Below are 20,184 nucleotides of genomic sequence, written 5' to 3'. Positions count from 1 at the left end.
CTTTTTTCTATTTTAAAGCCGCAACGAAGCGTTCTGTAATTTCTTTAGGTCGCGTAATGGCTCCCCCTACCACAAGCCCTCTGACACCCAGGTCATGAATTTCTTTTGCTTGTACAGGATAGTGAATCTTACCTTCCGCAATCACATCGACACCCGCTTGGCAAAGTTGGCGAATCAAGTCAATGTCAGGTCCGTCTACTTTCGGGCTGTAATCTGTGTAGCCCGATAAGGTTGTTCCGACAAAGTCAACCCCTGCTTCGACAGCTGTTAAGCCTTCTTCAAAGGTGCTGATATCTGCCATCAAGAGTTGATCAGGATATTTCTCCTTCACTTGCTGGATAAAGTCGACAATCGATAGACCGTCATGACGCGGACGTTTGGTACAATCCAGGGCAATCACTGCGATATCTAATTCGGCCAATTCATCTACTTCTTTCATGGTAGCAGTAATGAATGGTTCTTCAGGAGGATAATCTCTCTTGATGATCCCGATAATCGGAAGCTTTGTCACTTCCTTGATCTCTTTGATATCGCGGACACTATTCGCCCGGATTCCAACCGCCCCTCCTTGCTCAGCTGCTTTGACCAAGAGAGGGATCACACCTCCTGCCTCTGTGTAGAGAGGTTCATGAGGAAGCGCCTGACAAGAAACGATAATGCCGTCTTTGATCTGTTGAATTAATTCTTCTTTTGTGATCTTGGACATACATTCCATCTCCTTTGTTTATTACGTCAACTCGAGTACTTGTAAGGTTATTATATAGTATTTTTAAAGCGCTTACAATATTGTCGAGCCATTTTGATAATAGTTTCATATTTTAAACTATTCTTCCATTCCTATGAAACTAGTTTCAGAGATGCTAACATTCTAAAATTTTTTAAGAAATTTTTTCCATTTCCAGATTTTTATACGAATAGTATAAGTGACCAAACAAAAAGAAAGGAGGACCACAGATGTACTATACTCCCATTATCATCCCATGGTTTTTGTATTACTTCTTCCGCAAATAAATAAGGAAAGGGAATACCGAACATGAAAAAGAATACACAATTTTTTATTCTATTACTATTCTTATCACTGATCATCCTGTAAGGAGAAATCATGAATACAAGGAAAAATAAAAAAATGGCACTCATCATACTCGCTAGCATTCTAGCACCCGTTTTGATGTATGGCATCTATCAAGTAGGCTACGAACTAGGAAAAACACTAGCCAATGTGCTCTAACAGAAAGGAAATATCATGACAACAATTGATAAAAAGTTTTCAAAACTAAACGACGCTGAACTAGAAGAATGTACTGGAGGTTTCATCCCTTTCATCTTGATTCCTCTTGGACTTTTGGCTTTAAGTAGTTGCCAAAGAAAGTAATAACAGACAATACATTAGAAAAGGAGATAGCTTATGACACAAACAAATCAACTGATTGACAATCAATTCACTACTCTGACAGATGAAGAGTTAACTCATGTCAACGGTGGGGTAGCACCTTTTATCGTCTACGGAGGATGCATCATCACTGGTCTAGCCCTTGGCTTCATTTTAGGATAAGGCTTATGAAACGACATTTACACACCATTATTTTCGCCATCATTATCGGATTAACCATGTTACACGATGCACATCTGATTGCGTTTCAACCCAATATGAATTTAGCCATTGCAGCCACAATCTATTTGGCAGTCGATGCTACCCTAAAACAAGTAAAAAATAAAAAGGAAAACTAAATGACAACAGAATTCACACAAAACTTTGTAACCTTGACGGAAGATGAACTAGTCGATGTTAACGGCGGAGCAGTAGTTTCAGCAGGAGTCTGCGTCGCCCTCGTCGCTCTATCCTATACAATTGGCAAAGATATCAAAAAGAAATTCTTCTAAAAGGAGGCATTTCTATGATTTCTCTGCCCTTTATCACCCTCATCCTTTTGACAGGATACTGCGTTCTTGATAAAAAAGCACCCAAGCAGGTAGAAGGGTACTTTCCTAAATTTGCTATTGCCTTCATGGTCACTTTCACCATTCTGAACGAGGCAATTGATTTACTCTACACGATCTTACATTAAGGAGGACACTTATGGATACAAGCATCCATTATACTTGCCTAACAGAAGCTGAACTGGCGACCATTGATGGAGGGGCCTCCGTCTTTGACTCGGCAAAATTCATCGTTCAAACCTGGAATATTTTATACAATTCCGGGCGTGATTTTGGCCGTAGTATCATCAATGGCATCATGCACTAGAAAGGAGCAAGCATGAAACTCGAAGAAACACGTTTTAGAAGCTTGTCCGAGCAGGAACTCAGCCATGTGGACGGTGGATCCGTCTGGATTACTGTCGGACTGATCGCAACTCCCCTACTCATGGGAACCTTCGCTGGCGCCTTTGACGAATACGCTCGCAAACGAGGCAAATAGTAACACTTCTTTATCATCTCACTAAACAGTACAAAAAATCCCAGCTTTTAAAAAAGCTAGGATTTTTTCGTGTGTACGAAGCAAGACCTTTTTCTATTCTCCCTCTTCATCATCGAGGAGAGAGATCCCAAATAAATGTCTTCTAGAACTTTCAATGCACTAGGCCGTTTTTTGAATCGGTTTTTCCTTTACGACAAACACAAAGCCAATAGAGCCGACGAATGCCCCAAGCAAGATCCAATAAACTATATCCGTTGAAGTAAACGGACCTTCTAAGAGACCAGCCAATAAAAAGAGATCAATATACAGTCTGGTGTCACGATAAAAGTCCCAATTGAAATGGTAGCTACCTACTGGATGCTGGCGATTGGACACCTGCGGTTGAAAGACCTGAAGAAGAATAAAAATCCCTACAAAAGCAAGATAAGCGAGGCTAACAACCGAAAGCGGATCCTGTGTCATCATAGCTACAGCCACTAAAAGTAAGATCAAGAGCCAGAAATGGAAGTCCAGCCAGAACTCACGATGATAATGGAACATTTTCATAAGATCACACCTTTCTATTTATGTTATATTTCTAATCATATTATAGTACGTTTTATTAGGAGTGACAAGTAAATAGATGTGACAAGAACAACTACTACATCTGTTAAAAAGGACAGGAACATGAATCTGTTCCTGTCCCTTTTGTTTCAGCATCAAACGATTGAGCCTTCTTAGCTGAGGTCGTTATCAATAATGACTTTCAGGGCATTGTTTTCGCCAGCATGTTTGAAAATTTCGTATGCCTTTTCTGCTTCGGAAAGTTTGAAGTGGTGGGTCACCAACTTCGTCGCATCAATCTTACCAGATTTCAATACGTTAAGAAGCATTTCAGTTGTATTGGCATTGACCAAACCGGTATTGAGCGTAATGTTCTTGATCCAAAGGTCATCAAGATTGAAGCTAACTGGCTTCCCATGCACTCCGACGTTGGCAATATGACCGCCGACAGAGATAATATTTTGGCAGACATCAAAGGTTGCTGGATAGCCTACACATTCCATAGAGATATCAACACCACGACCATCGGTCACTTCATTGATAAAGGCCTTGATTTCATCAATATCACTTGAACAAATCGTATGAGTCGCTCCAAATTTCTTAGAAGCTTCAAGACGAGATTCTGACAAGTCTACCATGATAATAGTGGCTGGAGAGAAGAATTGTACGGTTAAGAGAGCTGCTAAGCCAATTGGACCAGCACCAACGATACAAACGTTGTCTCCTGGTTTCACATGGGATGGGAGCACCCCAATTTCATAGGAAGTTGGGAGTATATCTGAGAGCATAACCAAGGCTTCATCATCTACAGAAGCTGGCGCATGATAGAGACTGCCGTCTGCGTGAGGGATATGGACATACTCTGCTTGAGTACCGTTGATCAAGTGGCCAAGGATCCAGCCCCCATCTTCACAGTGGGAAGGCAAACCACGTTTACAGTAGTAGCAAGTGTTACAAGCTGTTACGCAAGAGATGATAACCTTGTCTCCTACCTTAAAGTTCGCAACCGCATCGCCGACTTCTTCGACAATCCCAATTCCTTCGTGACCCAAGATGGTCCCTTCTTTACAAGCTGGAACATCACCACCCAAAATATGGAGGTCTGTTCCACAAATGGTCGTTTTTACCAAACGCACAATCGCATCAGTTGGTTTCTTGATCACTGGTTTTGGTTGATCAATCAACTGAAGATTTCCCGCGGATACATATGTTGCTGCTTTCATAAGCGACTCCTTTTTTGTTGGTTTTATCAAACCATTTTATTGTAGTTTTACTTTGTGAATATTATAACATACAAAGGTAAGCGCTTGCAACATATTTATTAGATTTTTTTTAAAAGATAATTTTCAGATCACAAAAACCAATTTCTATCGTTAAAATAAAGAAAAATCCCCCGCTCTTTTGAGTGAGGGATAGCTGATAAACATCATTTGTTCAGTAGCGTCTTATTTACGACGTCCTGGACGTTCCTTGTAACCATAGTAAGCATCTTCGATGATTTCTTGCATATGGTCTACCATTGGAAGACGTGGGTTAGCTGGTGAACATTGATCTTCGTAAGCAAGGAAGGCCAATTCACGAGAATGTTTCTTCCATTCTTTTTCATCAACCCCTTGTGCTTTAAAGTTCATTTCGATTCCTACGCGCTCACCAAGTTCGTAAACAGCTTTTGCATAAGCATCTACTGCTTCTTCTGGTGTAGAGCATGGAAGTCCTAACATACGAGCGATGTCTTGATATTTCTCATCTGCACGGTAGTAGTTGTACTTAGGCCATGTCGCTGTCTTAGCTGGACGTGTACCGTTGTAGCGGATGACGTATGGAAGCAAGATGGCATTGGTACGTCCGTGAATCGTGTGGAATTGCGCACCAATCTTGTGGGCCATTGAGTGAGAAATACCGAGGAAGGCATTGGCGAAGGCCATACCTGCGATAGTTGACGCATTGTGCATCTTTTCGCGTGAATGGAAGTCCGCATTCTTCACTGAGCTTTCCAAGTTTTCGAAGACAAGTTTGATGGCTTGAAGAGCAAGACCATCAGTGTAGTCACTTGCCATTTGAGATACATAAGCTTCTGTTGCGTGAGTCAAAACGTCCATACCAGTGTCTGCTGCAACAGATCCTGGAACAGTCAATACCAAGGCAGGGTCTACGATGGCAACGGTTGGAGTCAATGAGTAGTCTGCGATTGGGTATTTACGGTTGTTTGCTTTATCAGAGATAACAGCAAATGGTGTTACTTCAGATCCTGTACCAGATGTTGTTGGGATGGCAATGAATTTCGTCTTCTTACCAAGCAATGGGAACTTGAAGGCACGTTTACGGATATCCATGAATTTTTGAACCAAGTCACGGAAGTCCACTTCTGGTTGCTCGTAGAAGAGCCACATTACTTTAGCCGCATCCATTGGAGATCCACCACCGAGAGCGACGATGGTATCTGGTTTGAAGGCACGCATGATCTCTGTACCACGTTCAACGGTTGTAATATCTGGATCTGGTTCTACGTCTGCAAAGATTTGGTAAACCACCTTGTTGCGACGAAGGTCAAGCTGTTCGATGATGCGATCAAGGAAACCAAGCTCTACCATAGCGTGGTCTGTAACGATCATGACACGTTCAACGTCACGACATTTTTGTAGGTATTCAATTGAATCACGTTCAAAGTATGTTTTTGAAGGTAGTTTCATCCATTGCATGTTATTTCTCCGGCGTCCGACTTTTTTGATATTCAAGAGGTTGATGGCACTAACGTTGTCCCCAACAGAGTTGCGTCCGTAAGAACCACATCCAAGTGTCAATGATGGCAAGAAGGCATTGTAAACATCCCCGATACCACCGAAAGTCGAAGGAGAGTTGCAGATGACACGAATGGCTTTAACTGCTTTACCAAATTCTTTGGTCAATTCTTCATCTGCTGTATGGATAGCAGCTGAATGGCCAAGACCGTTGAATTCAACCATTTGGCGTGCTTTGTTAATTCCGTCTTCACGGCTTTCAGATTTTAAGACTGCAATGACTGGTGATAATTTTTCACGAGTCAAAGGCTCTTTTTCACCAACTTCTTTACATTCTGCAGCAAGGATATTGGTTCCTTCTGGGACTGAGAAGCCAGCTTGTTCAGCGATCCATGCTGCTGGTTTCCCAACGATGTCCGCATTCAACTTCGCACCCGCACAGTTTTTGCTGTTAGCTTTTACGCCGAAGCAGAACTCTTCAAGAAGGGCTTTTTCTTTTTTGTTAACAAAGTAAGTGTGGTAAGATTTGAATTCTTCAACAAACTCATCGTAGATTTCTTTATCGATGATGACCGCTTGTTCAGACGCACAGACCATTCCGTTGTCAAATGATTTAGACATGACGATATCGTGTGCAGCTTGGCGGATGTTGGCTGATTTTTCAACATAAGCAGGGACGTTACCTGCACCTACCCCAAGAGCTGGCTTCCCGCAAGAGTAGGCCGCTTTCACCATGGCATTCCCACCTGTTGCAAGGATGGTTGCAACCCCTTCATGGTTCATAAGGGCACTGGTTGCTTCCATAGATGGTTGTGTGATCCATTGCACACAGTTTTCAGGTGCTCCCGCCTTAATCGCTGCATCACGTACGATTTGTGCTGCATGAGCTGATGATTCTTGAGCGGATGGGTGGAAGGCAAAGACGATAGGGTTCCGTGTCTTCAAGGAAATCAATGCTTTAAAGATTGCTGTTGAAGTTGGGTTTGTTGTAGGAGTGATCCCGCAAACGACTCCGACTGGCTCAGCAATAAGGGTCAAACCAGTGACGTCATCTTCTTGAATGACACCAACTGTCTTGGTGTGACGCATGTTGTTTACAACGTGCTCACAAGCGAACAAGTTCTTAGTCGCCTTGTCTTCAAAGACTCCACGACCAGTTTCTTCATATGCATGAAGAGCAAGCTCACCGTGTGCGTCAAGAGCAGCTACAGATGCTTTTGCAACGATGTAGTCTACTTGCTCCTGATCCAATTTGCGCATTTCTTCAAGCGCAACAAGCGCTTTTTGCACCAACTCGTCTACGTGTTTTTCAGCAGCGAGTTTCTTTTCTTCAGGTGAGAGAGTTTTTTTATCAGCCATTTGATGCTTTCCTCCAATGTTTGAAACCCTTATCCTTTTCCGGAACTTTTTCTTGTTTTCAGAAACTTTCAAGAATAGTGTAAGAAATTTCGATTTGTTAATTTTTTCACAATATTATTGTACTCTATTTTAGAAAATTTGTAAATAGTTTCACAAAGATTTTTTTAACTTTTTTCCATGAATCCTCCTTCTCCTTCTATACAGGAGTATTTTCAAGAAAAAATTGAAGGAATTTTTTGAGAACGCACTTCAATTTCACAAACAAATATTTTCACGCAATTTTTGTAAGCGTTTTCTTAATTTTACTAAAAAAAGCAATTTTCTTCAAGTGAAAATTGCTTAAATCATATAGTAAATTTTATGGTTTAACCGGCCCCTGATTGGCTTGATCAACTGCTTCTTTCACGACGTTGGCATACAGGTTTCCTCCAACATCGATGGAACCATCTGATTCTAAACCAAAGTGGACGCTATCCGTTCCAGCCCAAATAGCCGGGTTATCGATAGCCACTTGGTACCAGTCTGCTACATAGACATAGTCATATTTTTTAGCCAACTCCAGCTCATACTCTCGAGTCTGAACGGTGACACTATTGCTATCATTGGCTTCACGCCCGTCATATGGTGTCACAAAGATTAAGCGATGGCCTTTTGGTAATTCTTGAACAAACTTATCCAACAATTCTTGATAATTATTAGAAGAGTTAGTTCCAAGTGCAATCACCACGTTCTTGAGCAAGACCCTATTGGCAATATCCGTTTCATATACTTTTAAGCCTGAGTCCAGATTACGACTCACCAAGGCATCCATTTGGATATCTGGCAGAACTTGTTTCAAATAATCTGATGCCCGGAGGTTTACAGAATCTCCGATCATGGTCACGCCATCTGACACATTGTAGGAAGTCGCTGAAGCATTGTCGACCTGGGCACGCGTGATCTGCATCTTGCTGTCGGATTGACGAAGACCTTCGGTAATCAGGTTTTCATCAAAGGCTCCGACGCGTGGCGCAAAGAGTGCAATCCCAAACATGAGCAAGGTCAAGGGAATCGCGCTGTAAAAGAGTGGTCTCGTGAAACTTCTGAGATCCATCGAGATCCCAAAAATCTTCGGTTCACGTCCAGCCAAGGTTGGTTCAATAATATAGAAACTCAAGGCAGCAAGACTAAAGGATACGAGTGCTGTTAATAGAGAAGCCCAGCCATTGGTCATTAATTGAGAAAAGATGATGTAAAATGGCCAGTGGAAGAGATAGACCCCATAACTGGTATCTGCAATAAAGGTAATCACTGCTGGTTCCTTCTGATCCGGCGTCTTTTCATGGAGGACACGAGCCATGACAATCATCACAGAAGCAGCAAGAGTCGCTACTAAAAAGCCAAATAAATAGGTCCAAACACTATCAAATGGAAGGATAAAGGTCAAGACCAACAAAACTAGAAAAGCACCCGCTAAAATCACTAACGTCTTCTGTAGAGATAGCTTCTTCACTAATTGAGTAAGATTTGGGCTAGTCGTCGTAATCCCTGTTACTGTCGCTAAAGCACTCCCCACAAAGAAAGGAAAGACGTGAGCGATGCTAGAAAAATAGACATTGGATAAATTCTTCGTGACCAGTGCTCCGACAAAGAAGGTCAGGAAGGTCACCAAAAAGAGACCTGTCGAAGATAGGAAGATATAGCCTCTATATTGGCCAACTGATTTAGCTTTTTTACCCAAAAACCAAGCCAAGAGCGCCCAGAGGACATAGTAATGAACTTCAAGAGCCAAACTCCAAGTATGAATGAAAAGATGGGGGATGAACTGACTTTCGTAACTTCCGCCACTTAACATCTCATAGAAGTTGGTCACAAAGCCAAAGACGGCCGCAATCTGTGTCCCAATCCCAGCAATAAAGTCTCGTCTGACCAAGAAGGTAAAAGGCATGACCAGCAAGACCATAAAGACTAAAGGAGGAACAATCCGGTAGAAGCGGCGTCGAAGGAAGCCCTTGAGATCAATTTTTTGATGACGGGCAAACTCATCGATCAGAAGAGCCGTGATTAAAAATCCTGAGAAAGTAAAGAAGATATCGACTCCAATAAATCCACCAGGAAAAACTTTTTGAAAGAAATGGTAGAGAAGGACGAGAAGAAGTCCCGTTATCCGTACCAATGAAAACCATTTAATTCGCATTTTGATAAATTCCTTGTTTAAACGTTCCTTTATAAACGACATTTTGTTCTGTCGTCAAGGTTCCCTGGCCTTCTGGTTGGCCATTGACAAATTCACCTTCATATTTCCAACCAGCCTTGGCTGTAAAGGTTCCATGACCACTAAAGGTCCCATTGACAAAATTACCCTTGTAGGTATCTCCGTTCTCAAAGGTCACCGTCCCTTGGCCATTCATCTTGCCTCGAACGACGCTTCCATCGTAGCGAATAGCTTCCTTATCGAGGGTCAAAACACCTCGGTGAGGAATGGAGGAAAGAAAAACCCACAAAGCAGACAGAACAATAATTCCCAAGGACAATCGTTCAATATTCTCTCTCGTAACATAGACCTTATAGGTCTCATATAGTTCTTTTATTTTTTCCATATTTTGTTCATTCTGTTTCTATTCAACCGGTTACTCATTTAAGGAGCAAGTCCGAAACTAATCTTCTAATCGTTCCAACCATCCTTGACAACCAGCTAGGACACGGCGATAGGTCTCTTCGAAATCTCCTGTGTACCATGGATCTGGGACACTTTCTCCTGCAAAGAGATGAATCTTGTGCTCTGTTCCAGGCGGTGCCATTCGTTTGAGATCGGCCACATTGTTCTCATCCATTCCTAAGATCAGATCAAAGGTATGGAAATCTTGGTCGCTGATTTGAAGAGATGTTTTAGACGCTTCATAGGGCACGCCATGACTACGAAAAATCTTTTGAGTCCCTTGGTGAATAGGGTTCCCATGCTCCCAGTTAGAAGTAGCACGACTTTCAATCTCATACTGGTTGGTCAAGTCCTTCATGACAAATTCCGCCATGGGGCTTCGACAAATATTTCCTAAACACACAAATACGATTTTTTTCATGACAGCACCTCCTTTCTATTATAACAGAATGTGAGAAAAATATAATCTGCTAAAATTATAATTTTGAGGCAAGACGAAAAAAGCCTGTCCACCATTGAGGTGGGCTGACTTTGTTTTTTTATTCAGGCAGGATGATCTGAAGGGCTGGCCATTTTCGTTTCCAATCTTTCTTCCGCATGCGTTCCTTATAAACCGCCAAACGCTCTGGACTGGCTAAAAAATGTGGAGTCGGCTGAACGATGAAGTCTTCGATATCCCTTGTCCCATAGGGGAGAAAGAGCTCCAACTGACCATCTTTCCTTAAGCGAACCGCAATAGCCGTACACTGCTCGGGGTATTTGGAAACAGCATCGCAGGCACTGTTGTAGGGAGATGTCCCTGGGCTATATTGGTGCATGTAGACTTGATTTTTGACTTCCCAGGCATACTGAGGATAGGTCCTCTTTAATTCTTGCTCGATCTGGAGAGTCTCCTCATAGCTAATCGTAGGGTCATAAAAGACCAGATCCAGATCCGTCGTCGCGTCAAATCCTGGTCTTCCAGAGAGCTGGTTCCAGATGAAATTTCGTACCGCACCCGCTGCAAGCCAGGCATCTGCCAGGTCGAGATCCCGAATAATGGCCAAGACAGTCATCATCTCCGGATCCACTTGGATTTGCTCTACGATCGCTTCTTCCGTCAGCATCTTCTTCTAGTCTCCATTGTAGGGATAACCCAGGTGTTCATAAGCTTTGCGGGTTGCCACGCGCCCTGTCCGGGTCCGCATGATAAAACCTTTCTGAATTAAGTAAGGCTCATACATATCTTCTACCGTCTCGCGTTCTTCAGCAATATTGACCGATAGGGTCCCAAGGCCAACCGGGCCACCTCCGTACATCTCAATCATGGTGCGCAGGATCTTTTGATCGACATAGTCCAGCCCTTCATGATCCACATCCAGCATGGAAAGGGCCTTGTCGGTAATGGTGTCATCAATCAAGCCATCGCCCATAATCTGAGCAAAATCGCGCACCCGTTTGAGCAAACGGTTGGCAATCCGGGGAGTCCCACGACTACGAAGAGAAAGCTCTTCAGCGGCTTCGTGGGTGATCTCCATCTCAAAGATCTCGGCGGTCCGCTCGACAATCTCTGTCAAATCATCTTGCTCGTAGTATTCCATATGCCCCGTAATTCCAAAGCGAGCGCGCAAGGGATTGGACAGCATACCCGCTCGAGTCGTCGCCCCAATCAAAGTGAAAGGAGGGAGGTCCAGATGGACACTCCGGCTAGTCTCGCCAGCACCAATCATGATATCGATGTAAAAATCTTCCATAGCACTGTAGAGCACTTCTTCGACGGACATGGGAAGACGGTGGATCTCATCGATAAAGAGAACATCCCCCGGCTCTAGATCATTAAGGATGGCTACCAAGTCACCAGCCTTTTCAATGACAGGACCGGAAGTCTGCTTAAGATTGACACCCAGTTCGTTTGCAATGACAAAAGCCATGGTTGTTTTCCCCAGACCCGGAGGTCCAAAAAGAAGGACATGATCCAGTGCTTCATCTCGAAGCTTAGCCGCTTCAATAAAGATTTTCAGCTGGTCCTTGACCTTATCTTGACCGATATATTCATGTAAATATTGCGGGCGTAAAGTCCGTTCAACAGCCTCTTCATCGCCCATGATTTCATTGTCTAAAATTCTACTCATACAGTCTATTATAGCAAAAAATGACGTCTCTGATGATTTAAAATCATATTCTATTCGATATATTACTAATTATTGATTATCGGTTTTCGGAACCGATTTTCCTCTTAAAACAACTTGTTTCTGTTTAAGGATCGTAGTCCGTCTGCGACCCTATTGGACTACCTTCACCATAATAAAAAGGAACGTAGTTTTCGCTCCACTCAAACTGCGTCAATGTACCTAAGCTCGTCTACGTCCTTGTCAGGTTTGGTTCAATGAAATAGGTTTAGTAATAATTCCATAACGCAGTGGTTGATTGCTATCTTTGTTCGCTCTTATAGCTCCAAAGATTACCTAATCAACTGTGCGGGGGTGAGACAATTGAAAAGGTTTGGGGAACCTTTTCAACATGAGCCTAAAAATAAGGACGCGAAGCAATTTTAAAAAATTGTTCTGTCTCACTCCCATAGAAAAAGCCACCGGTTTTGGTGGCTCTTATAGGGAGATTATTATGAAAAAGTTTTAGGAGTTTTATCATTCAAAGTTAGGAGGTCTTTGATGATGGTATTAGTATACGACGGGAAGCTTAAAGTTTCCTTATAGTCATTTTTAAGAATTTTTCGAGAAAAAGAGGGAGCTCCAATTAAGAATTTCACATCCTTGTTTGGAGCCTCCCCCTTCCTCATTATTTCTTAGCGATGGCATGGTAGCTGGTCTTGCTGGTAAAGACTTGACCTGCCCTCAAGATGACCTTTTCAGCTTGGTCACTATGAATGGCATCTGGCACTGTTTGAAATTCGAGGGCCAAGCCATTGTGTTGAACCATTGGTTTTCCTTGAAGATGAACGGTTTCATCTACAAAATTGGCTGAATACACCACCAAGGCGGGAGCCTCTGACTTGAAGGTCAAAAAGCGACCAGATGGTTGATGGTAGAAGAAGCCTGCATTTTCATGTCCATCTGGTAGAGCGAAAGGATGGTCCAATCCCTCTACCAGGCGGATTTGCGGATCAGCATCCTTAAAGAGATCCTCTAACAGCATAGCTTGATAAAGATGCTGAACGATCGGACTTTCTTTGTCCACAGTGTGAAGAGGGACGCCATCTGGATGGATGGGGTAAAGCCCCTGATGATTGATCTGAAAGACATGGTCATTAATCGGCTGAGTGAAGTTGCCTGATAGGTTGAAATAGCTGTGGTTGGTCGGATTGACTAAGGTGTCTTGGTCTGTTTCTACTCGGTAGCTAATTTCCAGCTCCCCTGCTTCCGTCAAACTATAGGTCACCCAGATCTTGAGATTTCCAGGGAAACCACCAGTACCATCCGCACGCTCTGTGTACAGAGTGATTTCTTGGTCTGTTATCGACTCCACGCTAAACAAGGCGCTGTCCCAACCTGTCGATCCACTGTGGTTGCAGTTGGCGCCGTTATTGGCTTCTAAGTGATAGGTTTGACCATTGAGCTCAAAGCTGGCCCCTGCAATCCGGCCCGCGACTGGGCCAATGCTGGCACCATACTTGGGGCTATTACCAACATAGGCATCAAAATTGTCAAAGCCCAATACAATGTTGGCGAATTGATCATGCTTGTCTGGTGTCACATATTCTAAAATAGTAGCTCCATAAGTCATGACAGACAATTGATACCCAAGGTCATTTTCGAGGCGATAAGCTTCTATGTCTTGGCCATCCAATTGACCAAATAGATATTTTTGATAGTGTTTCACAAGTTGTCTCCTCCAAGATCTTTCATTCTAGTGAAAAGGGTGAATCACCACTCCTTGTACAACACGGTTGACCGTTCCTGTTGGTGATGGCGTGTCAGGGCGATTTTGAACCTTGAGCGATGTCAAGAGGGAAATCAATTGACCATAGATAATGTATGGGAAGGCACGGTAGATATCTAGTGAGTCTGCAGAAGATGCTACTAACACTTCTCGTACATGCTCAATCCCAGCAACTTGGTCGGTCAAAAGGACGACCTGACGGGCAATCTGATCTCCAGCCACCTCTCCAACCAAATCTAGATCGTACTGGCGTGTGTAAGGGTCAATTGATCCAAAGACCAAGACCAGAGTCTGGTCATTGATGAGGGATTTTGGACCGTGACGGAAGCCGACAGGACTCTCGTACATGGTCGCGATTTTACCGGCAGTTAACTCTAAAATCTTGAGCTGGGCTTCATGAGCTAGCCCAAAGAAAGGTCCTGCTCCTAGATAGATGACGCGCTCGAAATCTAAATCGACAACTTCCTTGACCTCGCGGTCTTTCTCCAAGACCTGCTCTGACAGATGAATCAATTCTTCAACCCGTTTTTCTTTGGTTTTTTCCTCACTTGGATCAAAGACCAAGAGGGCTGTCAGGAGCATAGAGGTAAAGCTAGAAGTCATGGCAAAGCCAGCATCATTGGTTTCTTTTGGTTGTAAGAGCAAGAGATTGCGCTCATCTCCGTGGGCCTGCTGGGCCAACTTCCCTTCTTCTGCACAGGTAATGGTGATCTGATAGAGTTCATCGACCAAGTCTTGAGCCAACTCAACTGTCGCAACACTTTCAGGCGAGTTGCCGCTTCGTGCAAAGGAAACCAAGACCGTCGGCACTTCTTTTTTGAGATAGGTTTGTGGATGCGCCACGATATCGGTCGTCGCAATGGATTGGAAATTCCAGTGCTGTTCATCGTGCACTTCCTGCAGATAAGGAACCAAGGTGTCCCCCACATAAGCTGAAGTTCCTGCACCTGTCAAGATAACCTTGATGTAGCCATGACGCTTCCCAATGGTCTCTAAAAACTCTTGAATTTCTTTTGCTTTCTCTTGATAGAGACGATAGGTTTCTTTCCAAACTTCCGGTTGCTGGTAAATTTCGCGTGTCGTAATTTCAGCCCCCAGTTCAAGCAGGTCTTCTTTTGTATAATCTAGCATGCTTCTCCTCTTTTCTACCCGCCTTATAAGCGGTAAGAGGCCGAGACAATTGTCCCAGCCCCATTCCGAATGTTCAAGCGGTTTTCGCTATCGTATCTTATTCATCCTCGTCGTCATCAAAGTTGGATAAAAGATCATTAACCTTCACGATGCTTTCTTGTGCACGCGCTGGATAAGCTTCTTCTCCTCCGACCAGGCTATTATTAATAAATTCAATTACCATTGGCAAGTTCATCCCTGCATAGAGGTCAATCGCACGTCCTTCAAGAATCAGACGGCTAACTGTATTACAAGGAGTGCCTCCCAAAAGATCCGCAAAGACGATGTAGTCCTCAAAGTCTGCAACACAGGCTTCAAACTTGGCTGTAAACTCCTCAGGACCTTCCTCTGGCAAGAGGGCCACGGCATGAATGTTGTCTTGTGGTCCCATAATCATTTCTGTGCTGGCTTTGAGCTCTTCACAGAAGCGACCATGACTGACCAATACTAACTGTTTTGCCATACCTTACTCCATTATTCCATTCCAAAGAAGAAATGTCCAAAGGCAGAGAAGGAAATAGCTGCGACGATAATCAACAAGATAGCCTTGGTTGAGTTCATACCTTTACGTCCAAGCAACCAGTAGATCACACCTGTAATGATAGCTGGTACCAAGCGTGGGAAGATCAAATTAAGCATGTCTTGGATATCGATGGCCTTATCCCCGATGTGTGGCATCCATGAGACATCTACATTGATCATAGACGCGATCAAGGCACCGACCATGAAGATACCAAGAACAGAAGCTGCTTCGATCAAAGCTGTCAAGGTGCTTTGCATGTTGTTGATTAAGTTGGTACCTTCTTTATAAGCAAACTCCAACTGTTTCCAACGGAAGATATCATAGGCTACTGCCACTGCGATCCAAAGGAAAATACCCCATGGTTGACCTTGTGACGCGATTGTTGCTGCAATAGATCCCATAATGGCTGGAACCAAAGATCCAAAGATAGAGTCTCCAAGAGGAGCAAATGGTCCCATAAGACCTGTCTTGATCCCGTTAACTGCATCTTTTGATTTGACACCATCTTTTTCTTCCAAGGCCAAATCAAAACCAGTGATAATAGTGTGGAAGAATGGTGAAGTATTGAAGAATTGCGTATGCAATTTCATCATTTCTTTCAATTCAGGTGTGCCGTCTCCATACATTTTCCGCAATTGTGGAAGGAGCATGTAAAGGTAACCAGAAGCCTGCATCCGTTCGTAGTTCCAACCCAATTGGAAGGTGAAGAGGCTACGTTTGTTGATTTGTTTGAAATCCTCTTTAGTGAGTTTGTAGTTCTTAGAATTCGTCATCTTCAATTTCCCCGCTTTCTACATTGCTTGCTGGAGCAGCTACAACCGTACGTTGGCTGTTTTTAAAGTGTTGCACTGCAAGGAAGATACCAATGATGGCAACCCCGATCATAGATACAGATTTGAAGTTGTTTGTGAAGGCAACCATTTGTTCTTTTGGAAGTTTTGCAAAAGCATCTGTTCCAAGCATTGCTGAAACGGCATTACCAACACTTTGGACATTTCCGTAAAGTACTGACAACATTGCTGTCAATCCAAAACCAAGAGCAAGATAGTGAAGGTGACGTTTCACAGGCAAGTAGCGAAGCAAGATCGCAAATCCAAGACCTGGAAGCATACGTCCTGCAAGGGTCAAACCATTCGCAATCCATTTGTATTGTTCAACATAGTCTACAATAGATTGAACATAAGCCCCACCGAACTTAAGAGCTAAGAAGACTGGAAGGGCACGAGAAAGAGCCCAAGGAAGAGCACCGAGAAGGTAGTTACGTTCAATTCCTTTGTAGTCAAAGCGTTCAATCGCCGCATCAATACGGTGTGCAAAGGCAGTTGTACTCATCCGACCAAGGATATCTGCATAAGTTAAGAGACCTGCTACCGGAACGGCAATCGTTGCAATCGCAATTTCTGGTTTGATTCCTCCTGCTACTGAGAAGGCAGTTGCAAGAACGGCACCAGAAGTCGCGTCGATACGAGAAGCTCCACCAAAAGTACCAACACCGAGTACTGTCAATTGAAGAGAAGCTCCGATAAGGAGACCTGTCCCTAAATCTCCCATGACAAGTCCTGTAATGAAACCAGCAAAGACTGGTGAGCCTGCTGATGAAACAATCGTCAACTCATCACAGATTTGATAAGCTGAGTACAAAGTAAGTAGTAAAATTTGCCACCATTGTATCATGACAATTTCCTCCTAAAATTTTTCTTTTTTTATTTATAAACTATTTGAGCAACTTCAAGAAGTCTTCAATTGGATCATTTGGAACCATTTGGGCAGTTAGCTTAACTCCTTTTTCAGCTAGCTTGTGGAAGGCTTCCACATCGGCATCCACTACGTTGATCGAACGAGTAATCGGACGAGTCTCGTCTGATTGAGACATGTTCCCAACGTTTAAAGTTTCAAGTGGCACACCTGCTTCTACCAAGCCGAGGAAGCGGTCTGGCTTGCGAGCTACGATGAAGAGACGTTGGCTGTCATATTTTCCAGCCAAGATATTTTCTGCAGCCTTTGCTACTGGCAAGATACTGAGCTTGACACCAGGCGGTGTCGCTAGTTTCAAGCCACTTTTTTCGATATCATTTTGAGCGACTTCATCATCGATCACCATGATACGTGAAACATTTAGTTTGGTAGTCCATAGGTTGGCTACCTGCCCGTGGATCAAACGTCCATCGATACGGCATCCTACAATAGTCATAAGTTTTCCCCCTTTACTTCTTTGAATGTAGGTTGTGAAACAAGTTTTAAGGTCTCCGTCCAAGTGCCCTCTGTCTCAAAGACGAGGATCTCATTTTCCCCATCTTTGAGAAAACCATGAGGGATGTAGAGGGAGAGTGTTGGACCGACTTCCCAGAAACGACCGATATGGTGGCCATTTACAAGAACGATCCCTTTTCCAAATCCAGTCATATCAAGGAAGGTATCCTCAACCTGATCTAGATGAAAAGCAAATTGATAAAAAGCTGGTTGACCTTCTTGCCATTCTTTCGAAAAATCCAAGCGGTCCAGCTGGCTAAAATCAAGCGCATATTGTTTCCAATGAAGCTTGAAATGAAGATCGATACAAACCCCTGTTCGGATTCCTTTTCGTTGGGTGTCCGCTAAGAGTTTGTGCCCATAATTGACTCGTCCCATGTTTTCGATCAAGAGTTTTAAGTTTGTAATCGTTTTCTTTTTTCCGTTTAAAAAAAGATCTTGACCGATTTCTTCTTGGTATTGAGTGGCAATCAACTGATCATTGGCATAAACCTGTACCCGATCACGCGCATCGATGATACGCAAGCGCTCTTCTTCCGCATCCATTTCCACTTCTGTCTCATAGAGAAGATAGCCTAATGGGTGGTCGATTTCTTCCATGGTCTGTGGGTAAAGACTTTCGGTGACTTGAGCAATCTCGTTTAAGTTGCCGAACAAACTAGTCTTTTTGGTCAACTCCAATGTTCGTTCAGATAAACTCGACTTCACAAGCGGATCCATCTGTTGATACTCTGGATAGTGGGTCGCCATCATCTGCTTGACCGCATAATACTTAGGAGTCGGGTTGCCCTGCTCATCTAAGAGAGCGTCATAGTCGTAGGATGTCACCTGTGGGAGATCCACGGTCCCTCGTGCTGAGCAGCCGTTCATAAATCCGAAGTTGGTCCCACCATGAAACATGTAGAGATTGATAGAGCCTTCTTGTAAGACCTCATGGACAGCTTCTGCCAACTCTTCTGGATCCCGCTTGATGATGGGTTCTTTCCAACGATTGAACCAGCCATCCCAAAATTCCATACACATGAGTGGCCACTTTTTGTCATGCTCCGCAAAGAACTCTTTTATCTGAGAGAAGTTGTAATTGGCTCGCGAACCAAAATTACCGGTTACAAAGAGTCCATCCTCAATCAAAGTCCCTGCTCGAAGAGTCGCCCTCCAAGGTCCATCAGAAGTAAAGAGTGGACAAGTAATATCCCGCTCGATCATTAGATCTCTGATCGCCCGAAGATAGGCTTTGTCTTCGCCATAAGAGCCGTATTCATTTTCCACCTGCATCATGAGGATATTGCCCCCACGATCCAATTGGTACTTGGCCACACGTGGCAGGAGCTCGTCGTAATAGCGAGCCACTTCCTCGAGAAAGGCCGGATCTGATGAACGAATCCGAAGGTCTTCTTCGATTAACCAGGCTGGCAAGCCCCCAAATTCCCACTCCGAACAAATAAACGGTGATGGACGGAGGATCACATACAGATCCAACTCTTGAGCTACTTGGATAAAGTGCTCCAGGTCCAAATTCCCTTCAAAGTGAAAGTGGCCTCTTTGTGGCTCATGAGCATTCCATGGAACATAGGTTTCAACAGTATTAAAACCTAGAGCTTTTAGGTTATATAAGGAATGATACCAATCCTCACGATCGATCCGAAAATAATGAATTGCACCAGATAAAATCTTAAAAGGTTGATCATTTAAATAAAAATCTTCACGGATTTCAAATGCCCCCATACTGAGAACCTCCTTCTAAGAAACCCTTTTCATTTATTAATATAATATATTAATAAAAAAATGTCAACAACTTTTAAAAAAATATGTTAAAATAATATTAACAAGGGATATCCGAAAGAAGAGGTGAAGTACATGGCAATCCCAAAATACCAACACATCAAAGATGATTTGAAACAACAAATTATCTCAGGCAAATTCGAAAATGGAGATAAATTTTACACAGAAGCCGAGCTGATTAAGATTTATAATGTTAGCTCGATTACTGTTGTTCGGGCTTTGAACGATTTGGCTAGCGATGGATACATCGTCCGCCAACAAGGAAAAGGAACCTTTGTTTCGCGCGCTAGAAAACACAAGCTGGTTGAGTTTTCAGACGTTGAAACCTTCCCTATCCAAAAAGCGACTGTAAAAGTTCTCTCTATTAAGCGTGGCAACGCGCTGAACATCTTGGATAAACTAGGGCTCGCTCCGACTCAATTCTATTATAAGATTGATCGGACCCGTCATATTGGTGAAGATACCTATATCTACCACCAGACCTATGTCCCAGAGCAATATATTAACCCAAATTATCCGAGCTTAGATTACTATAGTTCGATTTATGATCGCTTCAAAGAAGATTATCATATTCATATGAATGATGAACACTTTGAAGAAATCAATGATATTGTATTTCCAACACCAAGCAAAATCGCTTCTGTGTTGAATATCGATGAAAACTTCCCAACTGTCCGTCAAGTGAAGACGACAAAATTGGAAGCGACCGGTCAAATTCTCGAATATAGCGAAACCTATAAACGTGGCGACTACTACAAAATCAAATTTATCTCTTGTGATCGTGATCATTGATCATTCAAAGTCTGGGGTCTGGCCTCAGACTTTTATGATACAAATTATAGCATGAAAAAATAGTTCCTAAAACATGTAAAACGAATAATCTATA

24 protein-coding genes are annotated in these 20,184 nt (G+C 43.2%); 8 read left to right on the top strand and 16 right to left on the bottom strand.

Features of this window, described 5'->3' with window-relative positions; translation table 11 throughout:
- Positions 1–7: 7 nt before the first annotated feature.
- Entirely contained in the window at positions 8–706 is a 699-nt protein-coding gene (locus EL081_RS00410; RefSeq protein ID WP_126403596.1) for an N-acetylmannosamine-6-phosphate 2-epimerase, read from the bottom strand.
- A 396-nt stretch (positions 707–1,102) separates the two neighbouring features.
- On the opposite strand from EL081_RS00410, the gene EL081_RS10195 reads away from it, so the two are divergent.
- The 7 genes from EL081_RS10195 (at position 1,103) to EL081_RS10005 (ending at position 2,419) form a co-directional block, all read left to right on the top strand.
- Complete coding sequence (locus tag EL081_RS10195; RefSeq protein WP_269148389.1) at positions 1,103–1,228, top strand: hypothetical protein; 126 nt, start codon at positions 1,103–1,105, stop codon at positions 1,226–1,228.
- Between the two features lie 15 nt (positions 1,229–1,243).
- Complete coding sequence (locus EL081_RS10190; protein WP_267472029.1) at positions 1,244–1,372, top strand: hypothetical protein; 129 nt, start codon at positions 1,244–1,246, stop codon at positions 1,370–1,372.
- A gap of 33 nt (positions 1,373–1,405) precedes the next feature.
- The gene (locus EL081_RS00405) at positions 1,406–1,552 is read left to right on the top strand and encodes a class IIb bacteriocin, lactobin A/cerein 7B family (RefSeq protein ID WP_126403595.1); all 147 of its coding nucleotides are present in this window, start codon (positions 1,406–1,408) and stop codon (positions 1,550–1,552) included.
- Between the two features lie 5 nt (positions 1,553–1,557).
- Positions 1,558–1,728 carry a hypothetical protein gene (locus tag EL081_RS10010; protein WP_164555422.1) on the top strand — a complete coding sequence of 57 codons (171 nt, stop codon included), beginning with the start codon at positions 1,558–1,560 and terminating at the stop codon, positions 1,726–1,728.
- Positions 1,729–1,881, top strand: a complete 153-nt coding sequence (locus tag EL081_RS00400) for a class IIb bacteriocin, lactobin A/cerein 7B family (RefSeq protein ID WP_126403594.1) — start codon at positions 1,729–1,731, stop codon at positions 1,879–1,881.
- A gap of 196 nt (positions 1,882–2,077) precedes the next feature.
- A complete protein-coding gene (locus EL081_RS00395; protein ID WP_023024913.1) occupies positions 2,078–2,245 on the top strand; it encodes a hypothetical protein in 168 nt (55 codons plus the stop codon).
- Positions 2,246–2,257: 12 nt separating this feature from the next.
- Positions 2,258–2,419: a hypothetical protein gene (locus EL081_RS10005; RefSeq protein ID WP_006595272.1), complete on the top strand. Its 162-nt coding sequence runs from the start codon at positions 2,258–2,260 to the stop codon at positions 2,417–2,419.
- A gap of 159 nt (positions 2,420–2,578) precedes the next feature.
- Here EL081_RS10005 and EL081_RS00390 read toward each other — a convergent pair whose 3' ends face one another.
- The 15 genes from EL081_RS00390 to EL081_RS00315 all read right to left on the bottom strand — a co-directional run bounded on the left by EL081_RS00390 (position 2,579) and on the right by EL081_RS00315 (position 19,241).
- Positions 2,579–2,965, bottom strand: a complete 387-nt coding sequence (locus EL081_RS00390; RefSeq protein WP_126403593.1) for an ABC transporter permease — start codon at positions 2,963–2,965, stop codon at positions 2,579–2,581.
- A 170-nt stretch (positions 2,966–3,135) separates the two neighbouring features.
- Complete coding sequence (locus EL081_RS00385) at positions 3,136–4,185, bottom strand: zinc-dependent alcohol dehydrogenase family protein (protein ID WP_126403592.1); 1,050 nt, start codon at positions 4,183–4,185, stop codon at positions 3,136–3,138.
- 222 nt (positions 4,186–4,407) lie between these two features.
- Entirely contained in the window at positions 4,408–7,059 is a 2,652-nt protein-coding gene (gene adhE, locus EL081_RS00380) for a bifunctional acetaldehyde-CoA/alcohol dehydrogenase (protein ID WP_126403591.1), read from the bottom strand.
- A 358-nt stretch (positions 7,060–7,417) separates the two neighbouring features.
- Positions 7,418–9,235, bottom strand: coding sequence for an acyltransferase family protein (locus tag EL081_RS00375; protein ID WP_126403590.1), 1,818 nt, complete (start codon positions 9,233–9,235; stop codon positions 7,418–7,420).
- Complete coding sequence (locus tag EL081_RS00370; protein ID WP_126403589.1) at positions 9,225–9,638, bottom strand: hypothetical protein; 414 nt, start codon at positions 9,636–9,638, stop codon at positions 9,225–9,227. The genes EL081_RS00375 and EL081_RS00370 overlap by 11 nt, the downstream gene beginning before the upstream one ends.
- 57 nt (positions 9,639–9,695) lie before the next feature.
- Positions 9,696–10,118: a low molecular weight protein-tyrosine-phosphatase gene (locus EL081_RS00365; protein WP_126403588.1), complete on the bottom strand. Its 423-nt coding sequence runs from the start codon at positions 10,116–10,118 to the stop codon at positions 9,696–9,698.
- Positions 10,119–10,236: 118 nt separating this feature from the next.
- Positions 10,237–10,803 (bottom strand): nucleotidyltransferase family protein, encoded by a 567-nt coding sequence (locus tag EL081_RS00360; RefSeq protein ID WP_126403587.1) that lies wholly within the window; start codon positions 10,801–10,803, stop codon positions 10,237–10,239.
- 6 nt (positions 10,804–10,809) lie between these two features.
- Complete coding sequence (ruvB, locus tag EL081_RS00355) at positions 10,810–11,808, bottom strand: Holliday junction branch migration DNA helicase RuvB (protein WP_045760104.1); 999 nt, start codon at positions 11,806–11,808, stop codon at positions 10,810–10,812.
- Positions 11,809–12,472: 664 nt separating this feature from the next.
- Positions 12,473–13,513 carry an aldose epimerase family protein gene (locus EL081_RS00345; RefSeq protein ID WP_126403585.1) on the bottom strand — a complete coding sequence of 347 codons (1,041 nt, stop codon included), beginning with the start codon at positions 13,511–13,513 and terminating at the stop codon, positions 12,473–12,475.
- A 27-nt stretch (positions 13,514–13,540) separates the two neighbouring features.
- Entirely contained in the window at positions 13,541–14,704 is a 1,164-nt protein-coding gene (locus EL081_RS00340) for an SIS domain-containing protein (protein WP_126403584.1), read from the bottom strand.
- A 97-nt stretch (positions 14,705–14,801) separates the two neighbouring features.
- Complete coding sequence (locus EL081_RS00335) at positions 14,802–15,206, bottom strand: PTS sugar transporter subunit IIA (RefSeq protein ID WP_023024891.1); 405 nt, start codon at positions 15,204–15,206, stop codon at positions 14,802–14,804.
- Between the two features lie 11 nt (positions 15,207–15,217).
- Positions 15,218–16,039: a PTS system mannose/fructose/sorbose family transporter subunit IID gene (locus EL081_RS00330; RefSeq protein WP_009731973.1), complete on the bottom strand. Its 822-nt coding sequence runs from the start codon at positions 16,037–16,039 to the stop codon at positions 15,218–15,220.
- Positions 16,026–16,940, bottom strand: coding sequence for a PTS mannose/fructose/sorbose/N-acetylgalactosamine transporter subunit IIC (locus tag EL081_RS00325; RefSeq protein ID WP_126403583.1), 915 nt, complete (start codon positions 16,938–16,940; stop codon positions 16,026–16,028). Before EL081_RS00325 ends, EL081_RS00330 begins: the two co-directional genes overlap by 14 nt.
- A 40-nt stretch (positions 16,941–16,980) precedes the next feature.
- Positions 16,981–17,457, bottom strand: a complete 477-nt coding sequence (locus tag EL081_RS00320) for a PTS system mannose/fructose/N-acetylgalactosamine-transporter subunit IIB (RefSeq protein ID WP_126403582.1) — start codon at positions 17,455–17,457, stop codon at positions 16,981–16,983.
- The gene (locus EL081_RS00315; RefSeq protein ID WP_126403581.1) at positions 17,454–19,241 is read right to left on the bottom strand and encodes a glycoside hydrolase family 35 protein; all 1,788 of its coding nucleotides are present in this window, start codon (positions 19,239–19,241) and stop codon (positions 17,454–17,456) included. The genes EL081_RS00320 and EL081_RS00315 overlap by 4 nt, the downstream gene beginning before the upstream one ends.
- Before the next feature lie 132 nt (positions 19,242–19,373).
- Here EL081_RS00315 and EL081_RS00310 point away from each other — a divergent pair, with 132 nt between their 5' ends.
- Positions 19,374–20,090 (top strand): GntR family transcriptional regulator, encoded by a 717-nt coding sequence (locus tag EL081_RS00310; protein ID WP_006595289.1) that lies wholly within the window; start codon positions 19,374–19,376, stop codon positions 20,088–20,090.
- Positions 20,091–20,184: the final 94 nt, after the last annotated feature.

It is taken from the genome of Streptococcus viridans (assembly GCF_900636365.1).
Taxonomy (GTDB): Bacteria; Bacillota; Bacilli; order Lactobacillales; family Streptococcaceae; genus Streptococcus; species Streptococcus viridans_A.
The sequence above is the reverse complement of the archived record's forward strand: the minus strand, read 5'-3'. Positions and strand labels throughout refer to the sequence as shown.